General features: G+C 46.5%; 14 protein-coding genes. 7 read left to right on the top strand and 7 right to left on the bottom strand.

The window, feature by feature from the left end:
- Nucleotides 1–53: 53 nt before the first annotated feature.
- Entirely contained in the window at nucleotides 54–494 is a 441-nt protein-coding gene (locus ACLD6A_RS04445; protein WP_410313715.1) for a hypothetical protein, read from the bottom strand.
- Between the two features lie 36 nt (nucleotides 495–530).
- Nucleotides 531–1,574 carry a hypothetical protein gene (locus ACLD6A_RS04440; protein WP_410313714.1) on the bottom strand — a complete coding sequence of 348 codons (1,044 nt, stop codon included), beginning with the start codon at nucleotides 1,572–1,574 and terminating at the stop codon, nucleotides 531–533.
- Nucleotides 1,575–1,746: 172 nt separating this feature from the next.
- Between ACLD6A_RS04440 and nusA the strand changes: the two genes are divergently transcribed.
- From nusA to ACLD6A_RS04415, 5 genes are all read left to right on the top strand, one after another.
- Entirely contained in the window at nucleotides 1,747–2,784 is a 1,038-nt protein-coding gene (gene nusA / locus ACLD6A_RS04435; RefSeq protein ID WP_004135703.1) for a transcription termination factor NusA, read from the top strand.
- A 212-nt stretch (nucleotides 2,785–2,996) separates the two neighbouring features.
- Nucleotides 2,997–5,894 (top strand): translation initiation factor IF-2, encoded by a 2,898-nt coding sequence (gene infB / locus ACLD6A_RS04430; RefSeq protein WP_410313713.1) that lies wholly within the window; start codon nucleotides 2,997–2,999, stop codon nucleotides 5,892–5,894.
- Between the two features lies 1 nt (nucleotide 5,895).
- Complete coding sequence (gene rbfA, locus ACLD6A_RS04425; RefSeq protein WP_410313712.1) at nucleotides 5,896–6,447, top strand: 30S ribosome-binding factor RbfA; 552 nt, start codon at nucleotides 5,896–5,898, stop codon at nucleotides 6,445–6,447.
- A gap of 23 nt (nucleotides 6,448–6,470) precedes the next feature.
- The gene (locus ACLD6A_RS04420) at nucleotides 6,471–7,607 is read left to right on the top strand and encodes a tRNA pseudouridine synthase B (protein ID WP_410313711.1); all 1,137 of its coding nucleotides are present in this window, start codon (nucleotides 6,471–6,473) and stop codon (nucleotides 7,605–7,607) included.
- 70 nt (nucleotides 7,608–7,677) lie between these two features.
- Nucleotides 7,678–8,922, top strand: a complete 1,245-nt coding sequence (locus ACLD6A_RS04415; RefSeq protein WP_410313710.1) for a bifunctional riboflavin kinase/FMN adenylyltransferase — start codon at nucleotides 7,678–7,680, stop codon at nucleotides 8,920–8,922.
- Between the two features lie 25 nt (nucleotides 8,923–8,947).
- Here ACLD6A_RS04415 and radA read toward each other — a convergent pair whose 3' ends face one another.
- Entirely contained in the window at nucleotides 8,948–10,450 is a 1,503-nt protein-coding gene (radA, locus tag ACLD6A_RS04410) for a DNA repair protein RadA (protein ID WP_410313709.1), read from the bottom strand.
- Nucleotides 10,451–10,567: 117 nt separating this feature from the next.
- Here radA and ACLD6A_RS04405 point away from each other — a divergent pair, with 117 nt between their 5' ends.
- Together ACLD6A_RS04405 and ACLD6A_RS04400 are read left to right on the top strand one after the other, a co-directional pair.
- Nucleotides 10,568–11,170, top strand: coding sequence for a hypothetical protein (locus ACLD6A_RS04405; protein WP_373276889.1), 603 nt, complete (start codon nucleotides 10,568–10,570; stop codon nucleotides 11,168–11,170).
- Between the two features lie 104 nt (nucleotides 11,171–11,274).
- On the top strand, nucleotides 11,275–11,364 hold the full coding sequence (locus ACLD6A_RS04400) for a 30S ribosomal protein bS22 (protein WP_004268639.1): 90 nt from the start codon (nucleotides 11,275–11,277) through the stop codon (nucleotides 11,362–11,364).
- 456 nt (nucleotides 11,365–11,820) lie between these two features.
- On the opposite strand, the gene rpiA is transcribed toward ACLD6A_RS04400, so the two are convergent.
- The 4 genes from rpiA to ACLD6A_RS04380 all read right to left on the bottom strand — a co-directional run bounded on the left by rpiA (nucleotide 11,821) and on the right by ACLD6A_RS04380 (nucleotide 16,529).
- A complete protein-coding gene (gene rpiA, locus ACLD6A_RS04395; protein ID WP_004105437.1) occupies nucleotides 11,821–12,519 on the bottom strand; it encodes a ribose-5-phosphate isomerase RpiA in 699 nt (232 codons plus the stop codon).
- A 148-nt stretch (nucleotides 12,520–12,667) separates the two neighbouring features.
- On the bottom strand, nucleotides 12,668–13,597 hold the full coding sequence (locus ACLD6A_RS04390; RefSeq protein ID WP_410313708.1) for a ribonuclease H: 930 nt from the start codon (nucleotides 13,595–13,597) through the stop codon (nucleotides 12,668–12,670).
- A gap of 98 nt (nucleotides 13,598–13,695) precedes the next feature.
- On the bottom strand, nucleotides 13,696–15,369 hold the full coding sequence (pgm, locus tag ACLD6A_RS04385) for a phosphoglucomutase (alpha-D-glucose-1,6-bisphosphate-dependent) (protein WP_004134346.1): 1,674 nt from the start codon (nucleotides 15,367–15,369) through the stop codon (nucleotides 13,696–13,698).
- A 35-nt stretch (nucleotides 15,370–15,404) separates the two neighbouring features.
- Nucleotides 15,405–16,529: a diacylglycerol/lipid kinase family protein gene (locus tag ACLD6A_RS04380; RefSeq protein WP_410313707.1), complete on the bottom strand. Its 1,125-nt coding sequence runs from the start codon at nucleotides 16,527–16,529 to the stop codon at nucleotides 15,405–15,407.
- Nucleotides 16,530–16,628 lie beyond the last annotated feature (99 nt).

Genomic DNA, 16,628 nt, shown 5'->3' with positions numbered 1-16,628 from the left:
TAGGCCTCTTTTTGCCGATTGCTCTAGATTTTTAGATTATAATGACATTTAGTTTAATAAACTTTATTTTCATTTGCTTGTGATTCTTTTTCTAATACGGAACTAATCCAATCTAAGTCGTCCATAGTAGATATCTGCAATTCATTGGTATATCTACGAAGATATAGCCATCGTCCAATTACATCCCAAATAAAAATACTTCTTGTACAAGTATTTTTTTCATCAAAATTAGGTGTTTTTCTCTTTCTAACTAATTTAACGTATTTTTGCAATGATTTAGATTCTTCTATATCTTCAACAACAGATGCAGTGGAATTTGCATTTACTACAGCATATTCACAAACTGATTCCTCATGTTCAAGAAGTATATATGATAACAAAAGTAAAATCATATACGAAGCAATAAAAACAGTAATATATTTACGAATACGTTTTTTAGCTTGCTCTGATAAGCGATTAGACAGTGTACGTTTTAAATAATGTAGTAACGACATTAGTTATACCTCTATTGGAGACCATACCAAATTATACTATTTCAAAACCAAATTTGTATCTGTTGGGTAGCCTAGAGCGTAGGCGCGCAATAATCTGGAAGTAATCAGCTTTATTACAGCATCTTTAAAATCCTTATGCGCTTGAACAGCAGAGTATTCGTAGCTTGTTTCGTTGCGATTGTTTTTTGACGCGCTTTTAGTTTTATTTTCTTCAATAACTATTATTTGATTAAAAGCAGTAAGTTCAGTTCGTGCGCAATCCATATAAGCTATGGCTGCAATCGGCAAATCTTTTCCGCTTGCCTTATCTTGCGCTTTTCCACTTTCAAGAGCGTCGGATGGAATCTCATATATTTTTTTGCGCAAATCATCGCCTTTTCCGGATGCGTTCATAAAAGTTTGAGCATTTGTTGATGCCATATCGCTATATTCCAACGGCAGTCCTGGAACTTTTTTTGCGGCTAAAGTTTGTAGTATAAACGCTAGCTGATCTTCTGCAGCTGCTGCGCTGGCCAAAGGGTGATGTGTCCATTGAAAATTGTTGTAATGCTTTACTGTTTTTGTAAATTGTATATAAGCATTACGCTCTAGTTGATGAGTTATTGAAGATTCTGGGTTTTCTTGGTTTTCTGTGCTTGCGTAAGCATTTTCCTCATCGCTTGTGCCAGCAATCTCTTCGGCGATTTTTGACTTATTGTTTCCAGATTCTTTAGATAATATTTCCCATTTTGCTTTAGCGCTATAAACAATACTTTCGCTTAATCTTCCTGGGCATTGTTGTGCTACAGTTTCCCATTCTTTTGCGTAAGATTCCAAGTCTGAAGTAGATACATTATTTACGTTATTTTCAATAAATTGTTGATTTTTTTGCGCTAAACGGTAGGCTTTTGCGCAAATATTTTCGCCAGAAGTAGATTTTACAGTATGATCTACGTGAATGTTTTGCAATGTGCCGCAAGATGCTAGAGTAAAAACTAGCGTAGGTGTCAATAAAGCACAAACGAAAATCTTAAGCGCAATTTTTATGCTGCGCTTTGCGTTAGTACGCACGGCTTTTAACAAAACATAAAGTGTCTGCATAATCTACTAAAATAGCCACTGACTGTGACCAATATCGACTGTATTAATTCAGTAAGGTGTTGGCTTGTCTGCAACTTAAAGCAAATCTGATTATAAATGCTGTATCAGAAGGCAAAACGGTTGCAAAAATAATAATCATAAATGAATGCGTTATAACGAGAGGACGTGCGCGATGGAATTGGATTTGGCGGGAATGCATCAGCTTGCGGCACAGCAGGGGATTAATGCCGAGGAGCTGGACGAGGCGCTCGCCGAGGCCTTGCGTCTTGCGTATATGAAAACCGCTCATCCTGCAAAGCATGTGCGAGTTGAACTGGATGAACGTGCAGGTTCGTTCACTGTGTGGGCTAGGGATGAAATTCCTGGTAAGCCTACTGAAGATAACCCGTATCCGGCTCCAACGCTGGGAGAAGAGTACGACGATACTCCTCGCGATTTTGGTCGTCTTGCTGCGGCAACAGCCCGCCAAGTTATTAGCCAAATCTTCCGTAAGGCTGAAGATGATCGCGTATTTGGTGCTTTTTCTGGTCAGAAAGGCAAGCTGATTAACGGAATTATTCAGCAGGATGCCAAAGATACTACTAATATTCACGTTGCTGTTGGGGATGTTGAAGCGATTTTGCCTCGCCGTGAGCAGGTTCCAGGTGAACGTTACCGCCATGGTGAACGTATTCGCGTATATGTTGTAAATGTTGCGCGTGGTCTTCGCGGACCAGAAATTGTGGTTTCTAGGTCGCATCCTGAGCTTGTTCGTCGTCTTTTTGAGCGTGAGGTTCCAGAGCTTGTTTCTGGCGCTGTTTCGATTATGGCGATTGCTCGAGAGGCTGGAGCTCGCACAAAGATTGCTGTACGCGCTAACTCTGAGGGCGTTAATCCAAAGGGAGCTTTGATTGGTCCTGGCGGTTCTAGGGTGCGTGCGGTAATGGAAAATTTGGGTCAAGAAAAGATTGATATTGTCGATTGGTCGGATGACCCAGCGAAGTTTGTTGCCGCCGCGCTTTCTCCAGCAACTGTTACGCAGGTGCAGGTAGTTAGCGAAAAAAATCAGACTGCTGTTGCGTTTATTCATGATGCTCAGCTTTCTCTTGCTATTGGCAAGGAAGGTCAGAATGCTCGTTTGGCTGCAAAGCTGACTGGTTGGAAGATTGGCATTGAGTCTCAAGAAGAGCATGATAAGAAAGTTGCTGCAGCTCAAGGTCAAAACGCATAATCTTTAGTAGTGGCGACACTCGCACCAATCCAACGTTTCGAGTATGCTGAAAGCTGGAATCTGGGCGAAAAAGCAGTAGCATCGTCCTGCACAAGACGAGGTACAAGATCATGGTCGCACGATGATATATCGCACGATAATAAATAATAAGCTCGCAATAATGTAAAGTGGCCGCGTGTGCTAGCGCTGCCACAGACAGAGGAGAACACTGAGTGGTTAAAAAGCGCGTGTATGAACTGGCCAAAGAATTTGGTGTAGACAGTAAAACCGTGTTGGAGCGTTTGAAGGGCATGGGCGAATTTGTTAAGTCCGCTTCTTCAACAGTTGAGGCTCCAGTAGTGCGTCGTTTGCAGGCGGCGCTGGCAGCTGAAGGAAATCAAGCAGGTAACAAGTCAGGTAGCAAGCCTGCTAAGGCTGCTGCAAATCCTGCTGCAACTACAGCTTCAAAGCAAGCTGCAAATCAGTCTGCAAATCAGTCTGCAAATCAGTCTGCAAAACCTTCTGGTGCTGCAAAACCTTCTGCGCCAAAAGCTAAGTCTCAGGCTGAATCTCAAAAACGCGCTGCAGGCAATCAAAATTCGGAGCAATCCGAACGTTCTGCAGCTTCTAAGGCCTCACCAAAGTCTGAAGCAAATCACTCTCGCGCAAATCATAATCCTCGTCCATCTTCTTCTGGCGAATCAAAGAATGCAGAGCGTCGTGGTGAAAACCGTGAGAATCGCGAGAATCATGCGCAGATGCCTCCTCGTCCGCGCCCGCATCAGGGTGCTCAAGGAGCAGGTAATGCAACCCCTCGTCCTGGTAATAATCCGTTTAGTCGTAAGCAGGGCATGCATTCTCCTACCCCTGGAGATATTCCTCGTCCTCACCCAATGTCTCGTCCAGGCGCTAAAGATGGCCGCGGTGGCCGTCCAGGCCAGGGTGGAGCTGGTAACGCAAATGGTGCGCGCGGTGAACGTGGCGGAAATCGTTCTCGCGGCGCTCGCTCTAACCAAGGAGCTGGGCGTTCTCAGTGGTCAGGTCAGCGTCGCGGCGGCGCATCTAATGGCTCTGGCTCTTCAAATAGCAGGCCGTCTGCAGAATCGCGCTTTAATGCAAATCAAGCTGCAACTTTCCAGGCTGCAGCAGCTGGTGCTCCAAACGGTGGTCCATCTCGCGGCGGCGGTCGCGGTAGAGCAGGCGCTGCAGGTGCATTCGGCCGTCAGGGAGGCAAGTCTTCTAAGGCTCGTAAGAATCGTTTAGCTAAGCGTCGTGAATACGAAGAGCTTAAAGCACCAGTTATTGGTGGCGTGCGCATTCCTTCTGGTAACGGCGCTACTATTCGTTTGCGTCAGGGCGCAACTCTTTCTGACTTGGCAGAAAAAATTGATGTCAATCCAGCAGCTTTGGTAACTGTGCTCTTCCACTTGGGAGAAATGGCAACAGCTACACAGTCCTTGGATGAGTCGACATTCCAAATTTTGGGTGAAGAAATCGGCTGGAATATCAATATTGTTTCTGCTGAAGAAGAAGATAAAGAGCTTTTGCAGCAATTCGATATTGATTTGGACGAAGAAGAGTTGCAGGAAGATGACGATTTGCAATCTCGTCCACCTGTTGTTACCGTTATGGGTCACGTTGATCACGGTAAAACTCGTTTGCTTGACACTATCCGTAAGTCGAATGTTATCGATCGCGAAGCTGGCGGTATTACGCAGCGAATCGGCGCTTATCAGGTAACTGTAAATCTTGAGGGTAAGCCTCGTAAGATTACATTCCTCGATACTCCAGGTCACGAAGCGTTTACTGCTATGCGTGCTCGTGGTGCTGAGCTTACTGACGTTGCTATTCTTGTTGTTGCAGCAGACGATGGTGTTATGCCTCAGACTGTTGAAGCTATTAACCACGCTCAAGCGGCTCACGTGCCAATTGTTGTGGCTGTGAACAAGATCGATGTTGAAGGTGCTAACCCAGACAAGGTTCGCGGTCAGCTTACGGAATACGGTTTAGTTGCTGAAGAGTACGGTGGCGACACCATGTTTGTGGATATTTCCGCAAAGCAGGGCACTAACGTTAATAAGCTTCTTGAAGCTGTGCTTCTTACTGCAGACGCTGAGCTTGATCCTAAAGCAAATCCAAATATGGATGCTCGCGGCGCAACTATTGAGGCTCGACTCGACAAGGGTCGCGGTGCTGTTGCTACTGTTTTGGTGCAGCAGGGTACTCTTCACGTTGGCGATTCTATTGTTGCAGGCACTTCTTACGGACGTGTTCGCGCTATGCTCGACGAAAACGGAAATCACCTGCAGGATGCAGCTCCTTCTACTCCTGTTCAGGTGCTTGGTTTGACTTCTGTTCCAACAGCTGGTGATTTGTTCTTGGTTACTTCGGACGACCGTTCTGCTCGTCAGATTGCGGAGAAGCGTGCAGCTACAGAGCGTGCAGCTCAGCTTGCTAAGCGCCGCAAGGTTGTGTCTCTTGAAAGCCTTAAGGAACAGTTCGCTAAGTCTGAAGTTGATATGCTGAACATTGTTATTAAGGGTGATTCCTCCGGTTCCGTGGAAGCTTTGGAAGATTCCTTGATGAAGATTGAGGTTTCTGAAGAAGTTGGAATTCAGGTTATTCACCGCGGTGTTGGTGCAATTACTCAGAACGATGTGAACTTGGCAACTGTTGACAAGGCTGTGATTATTGGCTTCAACGTGCGTCCAAACCGTCAGGTTGCTGATTTGGCAGATCGCGAAGGCGTGGAAGTTAAGTACTACTCTGTTATTTACAAGGCAATTGAAGATATTGAAGCTGCTTTGAAGGGTATGCTTAAGCCGGAATTCGAAGAAGTTGTTACTTCGCATTCCGAAATTCGCGAAATCTTCCGTTCTTCCAAGTTTGGCAATATTGCTGGTGTTATGGTTCAAGACGGCGAAGTCAAGCGTGGTACGAAGTGCCGTATTTTGCGCGACGGCGTTGCTACAGTCAACGACCTGGAAATCTCCAGCTTGCGTAGGTTTAAGGATGACGTGCAGTCCGTTAGCGAAGGTTATGAAGCAGGTATTAACCTTGGAAGCTTCAACGACATTGAGCTTGGCGACGTAATCGAAACCTTTGAAATGAAGCAGATTGAGCGCAAGTAATATGGCAGGAACAAATCCTAGAGCTGCACGTATTGCAGCGTTAATTCAGCGCGTAATCGCCTCTAATATGGAGTCGCAGTTGCACGATAAGCGTCTTGCTAGTGTAACTATTACGGAAGTTAGAGTTACTAACGATTTGCAAATTGCAAAAGTTTATTGGACTCAGCTTGGTCATGCTGGAAAAGAGCAGGGTGAGCGTCAGCGTGCAGCCCAGGCTTTGCAGCAGGCTCACGGACGTTTGCGATCCTTGGTTGGTGCAAAAGCTGGCTTGCGTTTAACTCCGCAATTGCAATTCGTTTACGACGAAGTGCCTACGGAAGCGCACGAAATTGAGGATATTTTGGTTGCTGCTCGTCATCGTGACGAAGAGTTAGCTAAAATGCGCGAAAATGCTAAGTATGCTGGCGAGTCGGATCCGTATAAGAAGCCGCATGAAGATGATGAGTCTGACGACGACTTTGAAGATGACGACTTTGAAGACGACGACTTTGAAGACGATTCTGACGACGACGAACCTGCAGAATCTTCCGAATCTGCAGAATCTGCAGAATAGCGCGAAAAAATCTTAATTTGCATATGTCGCAATTCACACCATCTTCCGGCCTTTTACTTGTAGATAAGCCGCAAGGCGTTACAAGTCACGACGTTGTAGCCTGCGCGCGTCACCTTTTGCACACAAAACGTGTAGGTCACGCAGGAACGCTAGATCCTATGGCAACAGGTTTGCTAATCGTAGGTTTTGGTAACGCAACGCGCTTGCTCAACTACATGCTCGGTCACAACAAAACCTACGAGGCGGTAGTTCGCTTGGGTGAGTCTACGACTACAGATGATGCAGACGGTGAGATTTTGCAACAAAACAATCTGCAATTAGGTCCGGGAGTTGTTACTAAAGCTGCAGACGATTTGCTTTTGAAGCTTCTTTTTGAAAGCGATTCTTGTAATAGTGAGCTTATAAACCGAGCTTTTGAGCGCATTAAGCAAGTTATTAAAGAAAACTTAACTGGCAAAATTATGCAAGCTCCAACCGCTTTTTCTGCAATTAAAATTAACGGTCAGCGAGCATACGATTTAGCTCGCGAAGGAAAAACTGTAGAAATTCCGTCTCGCGAAGTAACTATTAGCGATTTTTATGTTGCTAATCCTTGTATTTTGCGCGGCAAAAGCGGAAGAAAAGTATGCGATATTACTGCAACTGTTTCTTGCAGTAGTGGCACGTATATTCGTGCTTTAGCGCGCGATTTAGGCCGTCTTCTTGGCGTTGGTGGACATTTGATTTCGCTTAGACGCACAAGCATCGGCGATTTTTCAGTAACAGATCCTCGCGTTCTTAAACTTCGCACGGAAACTCGCGAATTTACCGATAGGGAAGGTGTTTTACAAAAACGTTCAAAAGCTGTGCCGGAAAAAGATTTTGACGCCGATATTTGTCTTCCTAAAACCTGCTTAAACATGTTTGAAGCAGCCGAGCATACTTTACCAATGCTACAAATTGACGAAACTCAAGCTCGAGACTTGCGTTTTGGACGCTGGCTTAGTTTTGAATCAGAAGAAAATTCTCAACAATATCCTGCAATAGCCTACGTTAAATCCTCAAACAATGCGCAAAATGACGTAGTTGCTGTAGTTGAGCAAGCAAAAAATAGCAAAACTAATCAAATCAAACCAATTGTGGTATTTCCGGCAAGCCAGAAGACTGGTAAACTGTATTAAGGATTGAAAATAAGGAATTACGCAAGACGTATTGCGTACGTAAAGCTTCAACGCGGATAGTAAGGATATCATGAAGGTCATCGACATTCGACCAGATGCCAACGGCATGATTAATTGGCCAACGCTAAGTGCAGAGCGTAAAGCAGTTGTTACAATTGGTGTGTTTGACGGTATGCACAAGGGGCATCGTGAGGTTGTTCGCCGCACTGTGGAACTTGCGCACCGTCACGGCGCGTTTTCTGTTGTTATTATGTTCGATCCGCGCCCAAGTGTAGTACATGCAAACCCTGATTTATACGACGATTTTGGAGATTTCAACACGGATCTTCCGGAAGATTCGGATGCGCTTACCAGCGTTCGTCAACGCTTGCGCGCGCTTTCTGAGCTAGATGTTGATCACGTTGTTATTGTGCGTTACAGCCTTGCTTTTGCTGCAAAATCGTACCGTTTCTTCTTAGGTCAGCTTGTAGGAAAGCTTGGTATGCGAGCTTTGGTTCTTGGCTCTGACGCTGCTCTTGGTGCTCGTAGGGCTGGGAATATTCAAGCGATCCGCGAATTATCTAAAGCAACGGGCGTTTTTGAGCTTATTGAGGTAGAAGATTTAGGTCCGGAGGATGTTCGCGTGCCGGATCCTATTGTGCGCGAAGTTCCTAAGGGTTCTGGAGAGCCGGAAGATCCTGCTGAAGGCATGAATAAGGCGGAATATCGCGCTTGGAGTAAGAGTATGCCGAATAAGAAGGTGCGTGCTTGGAGCTCTACGAATGTTCGTTGGATGCTTGCAACTGGGCGCGTTAAGGCGGCTCGCGAAATTTTGGATCAACCGCATCGCGTTGAAGGAACAGTGGTTCATGGGGATGAGCGCGGTCGTGAGATTGGTTTCCCAACAGTAAATCTTGGCGAAAAAATTGAAGGATATATTCCAGTTGACGGCGTATACGCTGGTTGGGTTGTTGATTTAGATTCAGATAATAAGAATGAAATGCGCCCAACAAAGAGCACTGTGCCGGATGTTAGCGTTTTGCGCCGAGATGAGCTTCATTTAGGCGTACATTCTCCATGGCGTTGGCCAGCTGCGATTTCAATCGGCACAAAGCCAACGTTTAATAAAGATGGTGAGGACGAAGCTGAGCGCACAGTTGAAGCTTACGGATTGTTCGACGATTGGAAGGATTTGTACGGACACCGCGTTTGCATTGAGTTTGCTAGCTTCTTGCGCCCACAGCAGGCTTTCGATTCTGTTGATGAGCTAAAAAATATGCTTAAAGCCAATGTTGAACAGGTGCGTGAAATTACTGACGCTGAGGCTGAAGACTAAGTTTACTTAACTTGTCTTACATCCTTTACAGCCCAAGCGCTTGCAACGCATCTCGAACGTTGCTCACTTCAACAATCTGCAATCCTGGAATATTAATTTTCTTTCGAAGCGGGCACACAACAGCTCGCTTGTATCCTATTCTGGCCGCTTCGCGCAAGCGTGGCTCCATTCTAGGAACAGGACGCACTTGACCAGTTAAGCTTATTTCGCCAATTGCGCACGTTTTTTTAGCTACAGCTTTTCCGCTGGCAGCGCTTGCCAAAGCGGCAACAATTGCAACATCGCACGAAGGCTCTTTTGCAAGCGCGCCTGCAATCGTAGAAACATACAAATCTTTTGCAAGTAAATTAACTCTTCCATGACGATACAAAACAGCCGTAAGCATTGCAATACGGTTTGCATCAACACCAGAAACTGCGCGACGAGGTGTTGGGAGTGCAGATTGCGTTACAAGCGCCTGTATTTCAATTGGCAGGCTTCTGTGTCCTTCCAGTGTAAAAGTGACGCAAGTTCCGTCGTTTGTGCCATCTTGCGCATTTTTACCTTGATTATCGTTTTCTGTAGAAGATAAAAATAGTCCGGAAGGATCTGGCACTTCCTCAATTCCCTCGCCACTCATATCGAAGCAGCCAACTTCGTCAGTTGGTCCAAAACGATTCTTAACAGCCCTAAGCATGCGCAAAGCCGTCTGCGAATCTCCCTCAAACTGGCAAACTGTATCAACTAAATGCTCAAGAGTGCGAGGGCCTGCAATAGAGCCGTCTTTAGTAACATGGCCAACCAGCATAACTGGAATATTATTCGTTTTAGCAACGTCAATAAGAGCGCTCGCAACTTCGCGCACCTGAGTGGAGCCGCCGGTAATGCCTTCAACGTCTCGAGCAACAATTGTTTGAGCAGAATCAACAATAGCAAGCGTTGGCCTGTGTGCTTCAATAAGATCAAGAACAGTGTCTAAGTCTCCGGTTGTTGCAAGAAGCAAGTAGTCGTTTACAGCGTTAATTCTCGATGCGCGCAACTTTACTTGAGCGGCTGACTCTTCGCCGGAAATGTATAAAACAGGAGGATTTCCATTTAATTTCGCCTGTTTTGCAATATTTGCAGCAGCTTCTAAAAGAAGAGTTGATTTTCCGATTCCAGGCTCGCCTGCAATAAGAGTTACTGAACCAGGCACAAGACCGCCGCCTAAAACGCGATCAAATTCGCCAAAGCCTGTGTGAATACGAAGCGCATCGTCGGCTTCAATCTCGCTCATCGGTTGAGCTGCAACTGATGCGTTTATTGCGTTTATTTCGTTGGCTGAGTTGCTTGAGTCTGCTACCGCATTTCTAGTATTTCTAGCATTTACAGCATTTCCTGCGCGCGTCATCCTCGAAGCGCGAGTGGTTTTTGAAAGCCCGCTAACGCGCGCTTCTTTAAACTCGTTTACTGTGCCCCATTCTCCACATTCCGGGCAGCGTCCATACCATTTTGACCCGCTCCATCCGCATTCGGAGCATAAATAGTGCAGGGGAGATTTACTAGCCATATTTAGACGCTATATGTCTTTAGCGACAATGACGCGCTGTGCTTTATAAAGCCTCAAAAAAGCAGCATTGCAGACTTACGCGTCATCGTGCTGTGAGATAATGCAAGTATGTCGGATATGAATGTTTCAAATGCTAATGGATCAACACATCACAAATTATTAGTTGTAGTTACGTCTGCAGCAGTAGTGGTTATTTTAGCGTTTCTTTCAGCTTTCGTGTGGCCGGGTTGGGCGCTTAATCACGATAATTCTGCAAATAAAAATCATGTTGCTTTACCAAAAACACCATCTATACCTGCTAAAGCTTTGCCGGTTTCTTCAACAGCTTTGTTGAAGTCTATGCCAGATAGTGTTCTTGATTTTGCGCGAGTTGACGCAATTCCTAGCGCAACTTGGACTGAATCGTCGCCTTTGGAAGAATATAGCGTAAAGTATTCAACTGGTCAGAGCGATGGTGAGGTTTCGCTAACTGTTGCGCAATGGTCGAATCGTGATTCTGCAAATAAGCAATACGAAGCATTGCTCGATGGTCTTAAAGGCTCGGATGTTGCAAGCGGTAAGATTCAAGTTGCTGGTAAAACGGTTGGCAGCTATGTGCTTCGCGTTGATGAGAATGATAAAACTCAGGCTAGTGCATTATGGCAAAACGACACTGCTGTTTTTGAGGTAACTGGTTCAAAGCAAGCTGTAGAGCGTTTTTATCACAGCTTCCCAATGTAAATTTCTTCAAAAAGCACTGTTCTTTGTGACGGCACTGTCCAAAGTCGTCAAAACGGTGTAACATTAGGCAAGTTGCACACTTTACATAGGAATGGAGGCTTCAGATGGGTTCTGTCATCAAGAAGCGCCGCAAGCGGATGAGCAAGAAGAAGCACCGCAAACTGCTGCGTAAGACTCGTCACCAGCGCAAGTAATTATGCTTATGCGTTGATGCGTGTCTGAACGTTTAGGCACGTAAATACTTTTTATAAAGCGTCGGGTTTCCGGCGCTTTTTTATTTATTTACATATTTCGCGGATTGTCTTGCAAATATTCGTGTAGTGAGATTTGAGATTTTTCGCACTGAGCGAGGCGAACGTCAGAGCCGAAGGCTGCTGATTCGTCGAGTGAAGAAGAAAAATCGAAAAATCTCTGCGATTGAATGAGGCTATTAAAGATTAAACACGCAGAGTTTGGGGGATTTCTTTACGAGCACTAAAAGAGGACTGAGAAGCTACATTCTTTAAAGAAAGGCGAACACACTAAACTCTTTTAGCAGCCAGAGCGCCCGAAGGACGGGACGTGCGAGGAAAGAAATCCCCCAAAACTCGCGCCACAGTAATAAAAAAGTAGAGCCCGCGTTTGCGGACTCTACTTTTCGATTAGTTTCGTTACTTATTTGGGTTTGTAAGCGTGCGAGGACCGTTAGGGTCGCCGACAATTACGGTGTCAACCATGTTCAAGAACAAGCCGTGTTCAACAACGCCTACGGTCTCAATCAAATCCTTCGCAAGCTCCTGCGGATGCTCAATGCGCTCCATGTGCAAGTCAACCACGAAGTTGTTCTCGTCGGTGCGCACTTCCTTGCCATCCGCGTCAAGACGCAAAACTGGCTTGTATCCGCGCTTTTCAAACTTACGAATCACCTGTGCGGAGCCGAATGGAATCACCTCAACAGGAAGTGGGAACTTGCCGATTGTGTCTACAACCTTGCTTGCGTCAACAATCCACACAATGCGGTCAGAGTTAATAGCCACAATCTTTTCCCAAAGAAGAGCTGCGCCGCCGCCTTTAATGCCGTTGAAGTTCTTATCGACTTCGTCGGAGCCGTCGATTGTAACGTCAATGTGGTCTACTTCGTTAATGTCTAGAATCTTAATGCCGTAGCCTTCTGCCTGCTCTTGCGTGCGGCGAGAAGTGGTAACTCCCGTAAAGCTCAAGCCTTCTTCTTTAACTCTGCGGCCAAGTTCGTCTACCAAAAAGCGCACGGTGGAGCCGGTGCCGAGGCCAACCATCATGCCGTTCTTCACAATCTTTGCGGCTTCAATGCCGGCTGCTTTTTTAAGCGCGTCTTGTTGTGCTTTATCCATTATTCCTGCTTTCTTATGTTTTGTTATTCCCGAGTTCGTCGATGAACTTCCATCGCATTTGCGGGAGAGGCGCTTATGCTTTTATGCGTGCCTCGTTTTCGTACATTTCCATATTAGTCTTTGCCAAGATTTTTATGGCTTTTTTGCCTTACTGATTCAGGTAGAAGGCGGTTGGAGCAAAGTGTAGTGTGCCGTCGGGCTGCACATAGCCGCTTACGTTAATTGTGCCGGAAATAAAACGCGGCTTGCCGTCAAAAGTTGGGCTTGTGTTTGGCGGGGGAGTAAACTGCAGCACGCCAGAAACGCTTAATCCTTGAACTGGCTGAGGCTTTATTTCTGACTCGTGCGCTTCATGCGACTCGTCTGCTTCGTTTGATTTTTGCGCGATATCTTCCGTATTTTCGGCAATTTTAGACGCGTCTCGAACGCTGCTATTTTTAGCAAAATCTGGGTTTGTATCTTCTCCAACTGCGCGCCCAATATGGTAATCCTCGCAAGAAATCTTATTTTCCATTAGATCTTTTGCGTCTTGCGGAACGTCAGTTCCACTTGCGTATGGCGAAGAAAGTAGCGACTTCCAACCTTCTAAAGGCAAGTATCCGCTTTTTGCGCCGCTTCGGCAATCTTCTGCGTATGTGCGCGCTAATGTATCAACTTTTTCGTTTCCAGCGTTTCCAGCGTGACCTTTAACCCACACGAACTTTACTGATCCTTCGCGCTTAGTAAGTTCCGCGTCAATTGCGCGAATCAAATCTGCGTTTTTAACAGGCTCGTTTTTGGAATTCTTCCAACCGTTCTTTTTCCATCCGTGAATCCACGTAGTTGAGCAGTTGATTGCGTATTGTGAATCAGTTTCGATTGTGAGCGGCTCGCTTCCTGGGTGCGCTCGCAAAGCTTCCAAAACAGCGCATAATTCGCCGATTTGATTTGTGCCGTTAGTTGCGCCTCCAGCGTCCGCGTTGCCGGTGTGATGGTGCTCGCTAGTGCTTCCAGCTTCTAAGCTGTGATCTGCCCATGCCCAACCCATTGAACCATTCGGGTTTCCTAATGCGGAACCGTCTGTAGAAACAACTATCATGGCAAACCTTTCAAAAATGCGCCGGCTGCAAATTGCAACCAGCGCAATTAGTTTTTATTTACGTAAGATTATTAATATTCCTACGTGAGATTATTACGTTACGCTAAAGCCTTGTCGACTACGGCAGTAGCTTCTTCAAGCACCTTGTCAAGTGCTTCTGGAGAAACGAAGGATTCTGCGTAAACCTTGTAAATGTTTTCGGTGCCAGATGGGCGAGCGGCGAACCAGTTGTTCTTGGTAGTCACCTTTAAGCCGCCAATCTTTGCGCCGTTTCCAGGAGCTTCCGTAAGCTTTGCGGTAATATCTTCGCCAGCAAGCTTAGTTGCTTCCACGTCGTCGCCGCTTAGAGCTGCAAACTTCTGCTTCTGCTCAAGCGTGGTTGGGGTATCAACGCGCTTGTACCAGCTTTCGCCAAAGCGAGCAACCTGGTCTTGGTGAAGCTGAGCTGGGTTCTTGCCAGTCTTTGCAGTAATTTCAGCTGCGAGCAAGTCTGGAATCAGGCCGTCCTTATCGGTAGTCCAAACGCGACCATCCTTGCGCAAGAAGCTCATTCCGGAGCTTTCTTCGCCGCCGAAAGCAACTTCGCCGCTAAAGAGTGGGTCAACGAACCACTTGAAGCCAACTGGCACTTCCACGAGCTTTGCGTTAATAGAAGCAGCCACGCGGTCAATCAAGGAAGAAGACACAAGTGTCTTGCCGATTGCCGTGTTCTTTGGCCAATCTGGGCGAGCGCCGCCGAACAAGTACTCCACGCACACTGCAATGTAGTGGTTCGGGTTCATAACGCCCCAGTTTGGGCACACAATACCGTGGCGGTCAGCATCTGGATCGGTGCCGCCAACCAAATCGTACTTATCCCAAGCGCCGGCGTTAAGCTGGTCAACTAAGCCCTTCATTGCGTAAGGGGAGCTTGGATCCATACGAATCTTGCCATCGTGATCAATGGTCATGAATCGCCAAGTTGGATCAACTTCTGGGCGAACAACGCCAATGTTAAGGCCGTACTTTTCGTTCATAAGTGGCCAGTAGTTTACGCTTGCGCCGCCGAGTGGGTCGATTCCCAAACGCACGCCGCTGGAGCGAATCACGTCGAAGTCGATTACGTTAGCCAAATCGCTTACGTAATGTTCGCGGTAATCGAAGCCTTCGACTAAGTCAGACTTGATTGCTTCTTCGAATGGAACGCGCTTTACGGACTTGTAGTTGTCGAGCAATTCGTTTGCGCGAGCTGCGATTGCGTTAGTTACGTCTGCTGGGGCAGGGCCGCCGGTTACAGGATCGTACTTAAAACCGCCGTCGGTTGGAGGATTGTGCGAAGGGGTGACGACGATGCCGTCAGCTAAGCCGTCGCCGCTAAAACGCTGAGTGCCGTCGGCTGCGCGATTATGCGTCAAAATAGCTTGGGACACAACAGGCGTTGGCACGAAGTCGCCGCGAGAGTCCACGCGAACGTGAACGCCGTTAGCAACCAAAACTTCGATTGCGGTTTTTTGAGCAGGCTCAGAAAGTGCGTGCGTGTCACGGCCGATGTAAAGTGGGCCGGTTACGCCAGCTTTCTTGCGATATTCGGCGATGGCTTGGGTGATTGCCACAATATGAGCTTCGTTAAACGAAGTTTTTAAAGCGGAACCACGGTGGCCGGACGTGCCGAAAATCACGCGCTGTTCTGGAATATTGGAATTTGGAACTTCATCATAGTAAGCGCCAACCAAAGCGTCGACGTCGACTAGATCTTCTGGGGTGGCGGGCATTCCCGCATTTTTTGCTACCATAATTTTTTATTTTGCCACGGCGCTTGTATTTTATATTATTCACTCACAGAAGCGCTAGTTTTTACGCTTGCTGGCACGCGCACGCACAGTGCTTGTTTGTCAACAGTGAATCGCAAATGTTTTGTGTAACCCAAAATGTCGCCGTCCACCTGCACTGGCGCCGCTTTTTCCAACTGCACTTCCGCACTAAATCCTTGCGTCTGGTCAATTCTGGAGCCGGCCGAAAGTGACTCCTGCTGTAGTGCGTGCCCGGTTACGGTTTGGTGTACTACTCCGCGGAATAAATTAGCCCAGCCAATTAATCCGCCCGAAGTATCAATAATTTCAAAGTCGAGTACGCCGTCGTCGTAAGCTGCTTCTGGCATTAGCGAGAACATAGGAATTTGCCCGCAATTTCCTGCCATAAGTGTTCGGAAGGTGAGTCCTTTTAGCACGCTTTCGTCGCCGTTTGATCTTTGCAAGGTTACGGTTGCGCGATACTTCGGCATAAACAAATGTTTAACTCCGGCCACAAAATAAGCAAGCCAACTAATATTTTTCTTTAGCTTCGGGTCGGTGTCGTCAATCATAAGCGCATCGAAGCCAATTCCAGCAATAATCAAAAACGCGTGGCCGTGGTCTTCGTTTGGATTGTCCAGAATTGTTACGCGTCCAACATCAACCTGCCTGGACCCGTGCGAAGTAGCCACGCGCAACGCAGCTTCCACATCGTTTACAGGTATGCCCATGTTTCTTGCAAAAAGATTTCCGGTGCCAATAGGAATAATTCCCATCGCATGCCCTTTGCCGCTTACTGCGCTCGCAACTGTTCTAACTGTGCCGTCTCCGCCAACTGCCACAACAACGTTAGCTCCGTTGGAAAGTGCATCTAAAGCGCACTCGCGTCCGTCTTTATCTAGCTGCGTGTCGATTATTTCGTAAGTTAGCTTGTGCTCGTTGCAATAATTTTGAATACTTTCGCGGTAAGATTCTGCCTGCGGCTTTGAAGGATTTAAAATAAACGCGTAATGCACGGAGTCGCCGTGTCGTTTTGCGAGTTTTTTCGCTAAATGATGCCGTTTCATGGCGCGCGTAACAATCATGATGACGAATGGCGCAATAACTAGCGCAAAAACAATCACCATAAGTGCAATGGTTGCTTGAATAGGCATAATTGGCATACCCCCTATTCTTGCACATTATTTCTATTGATACGATAAATTTTGCTTAATACTGTGAATATTTACGTTTTTTACACATTTGTGTTATTGGCTAAGACT

The sequence above is a fragment of the Gardnerella sp. Marseille-Q9691 genome (genome assembly GCF_046507715.1).
GTDB classification, from domain to species: Bacteria; Actinomycetota; Actinomycetes; order Actinomycetales; family Bifidobacteriaceae; genus Bifidobacterium; species Bifidobacterium greenwoodii.
Note: the sequence above shows the minus strand (reverse complement) of the source record. Positions and strands in the feature narration are given on the sequence as shown.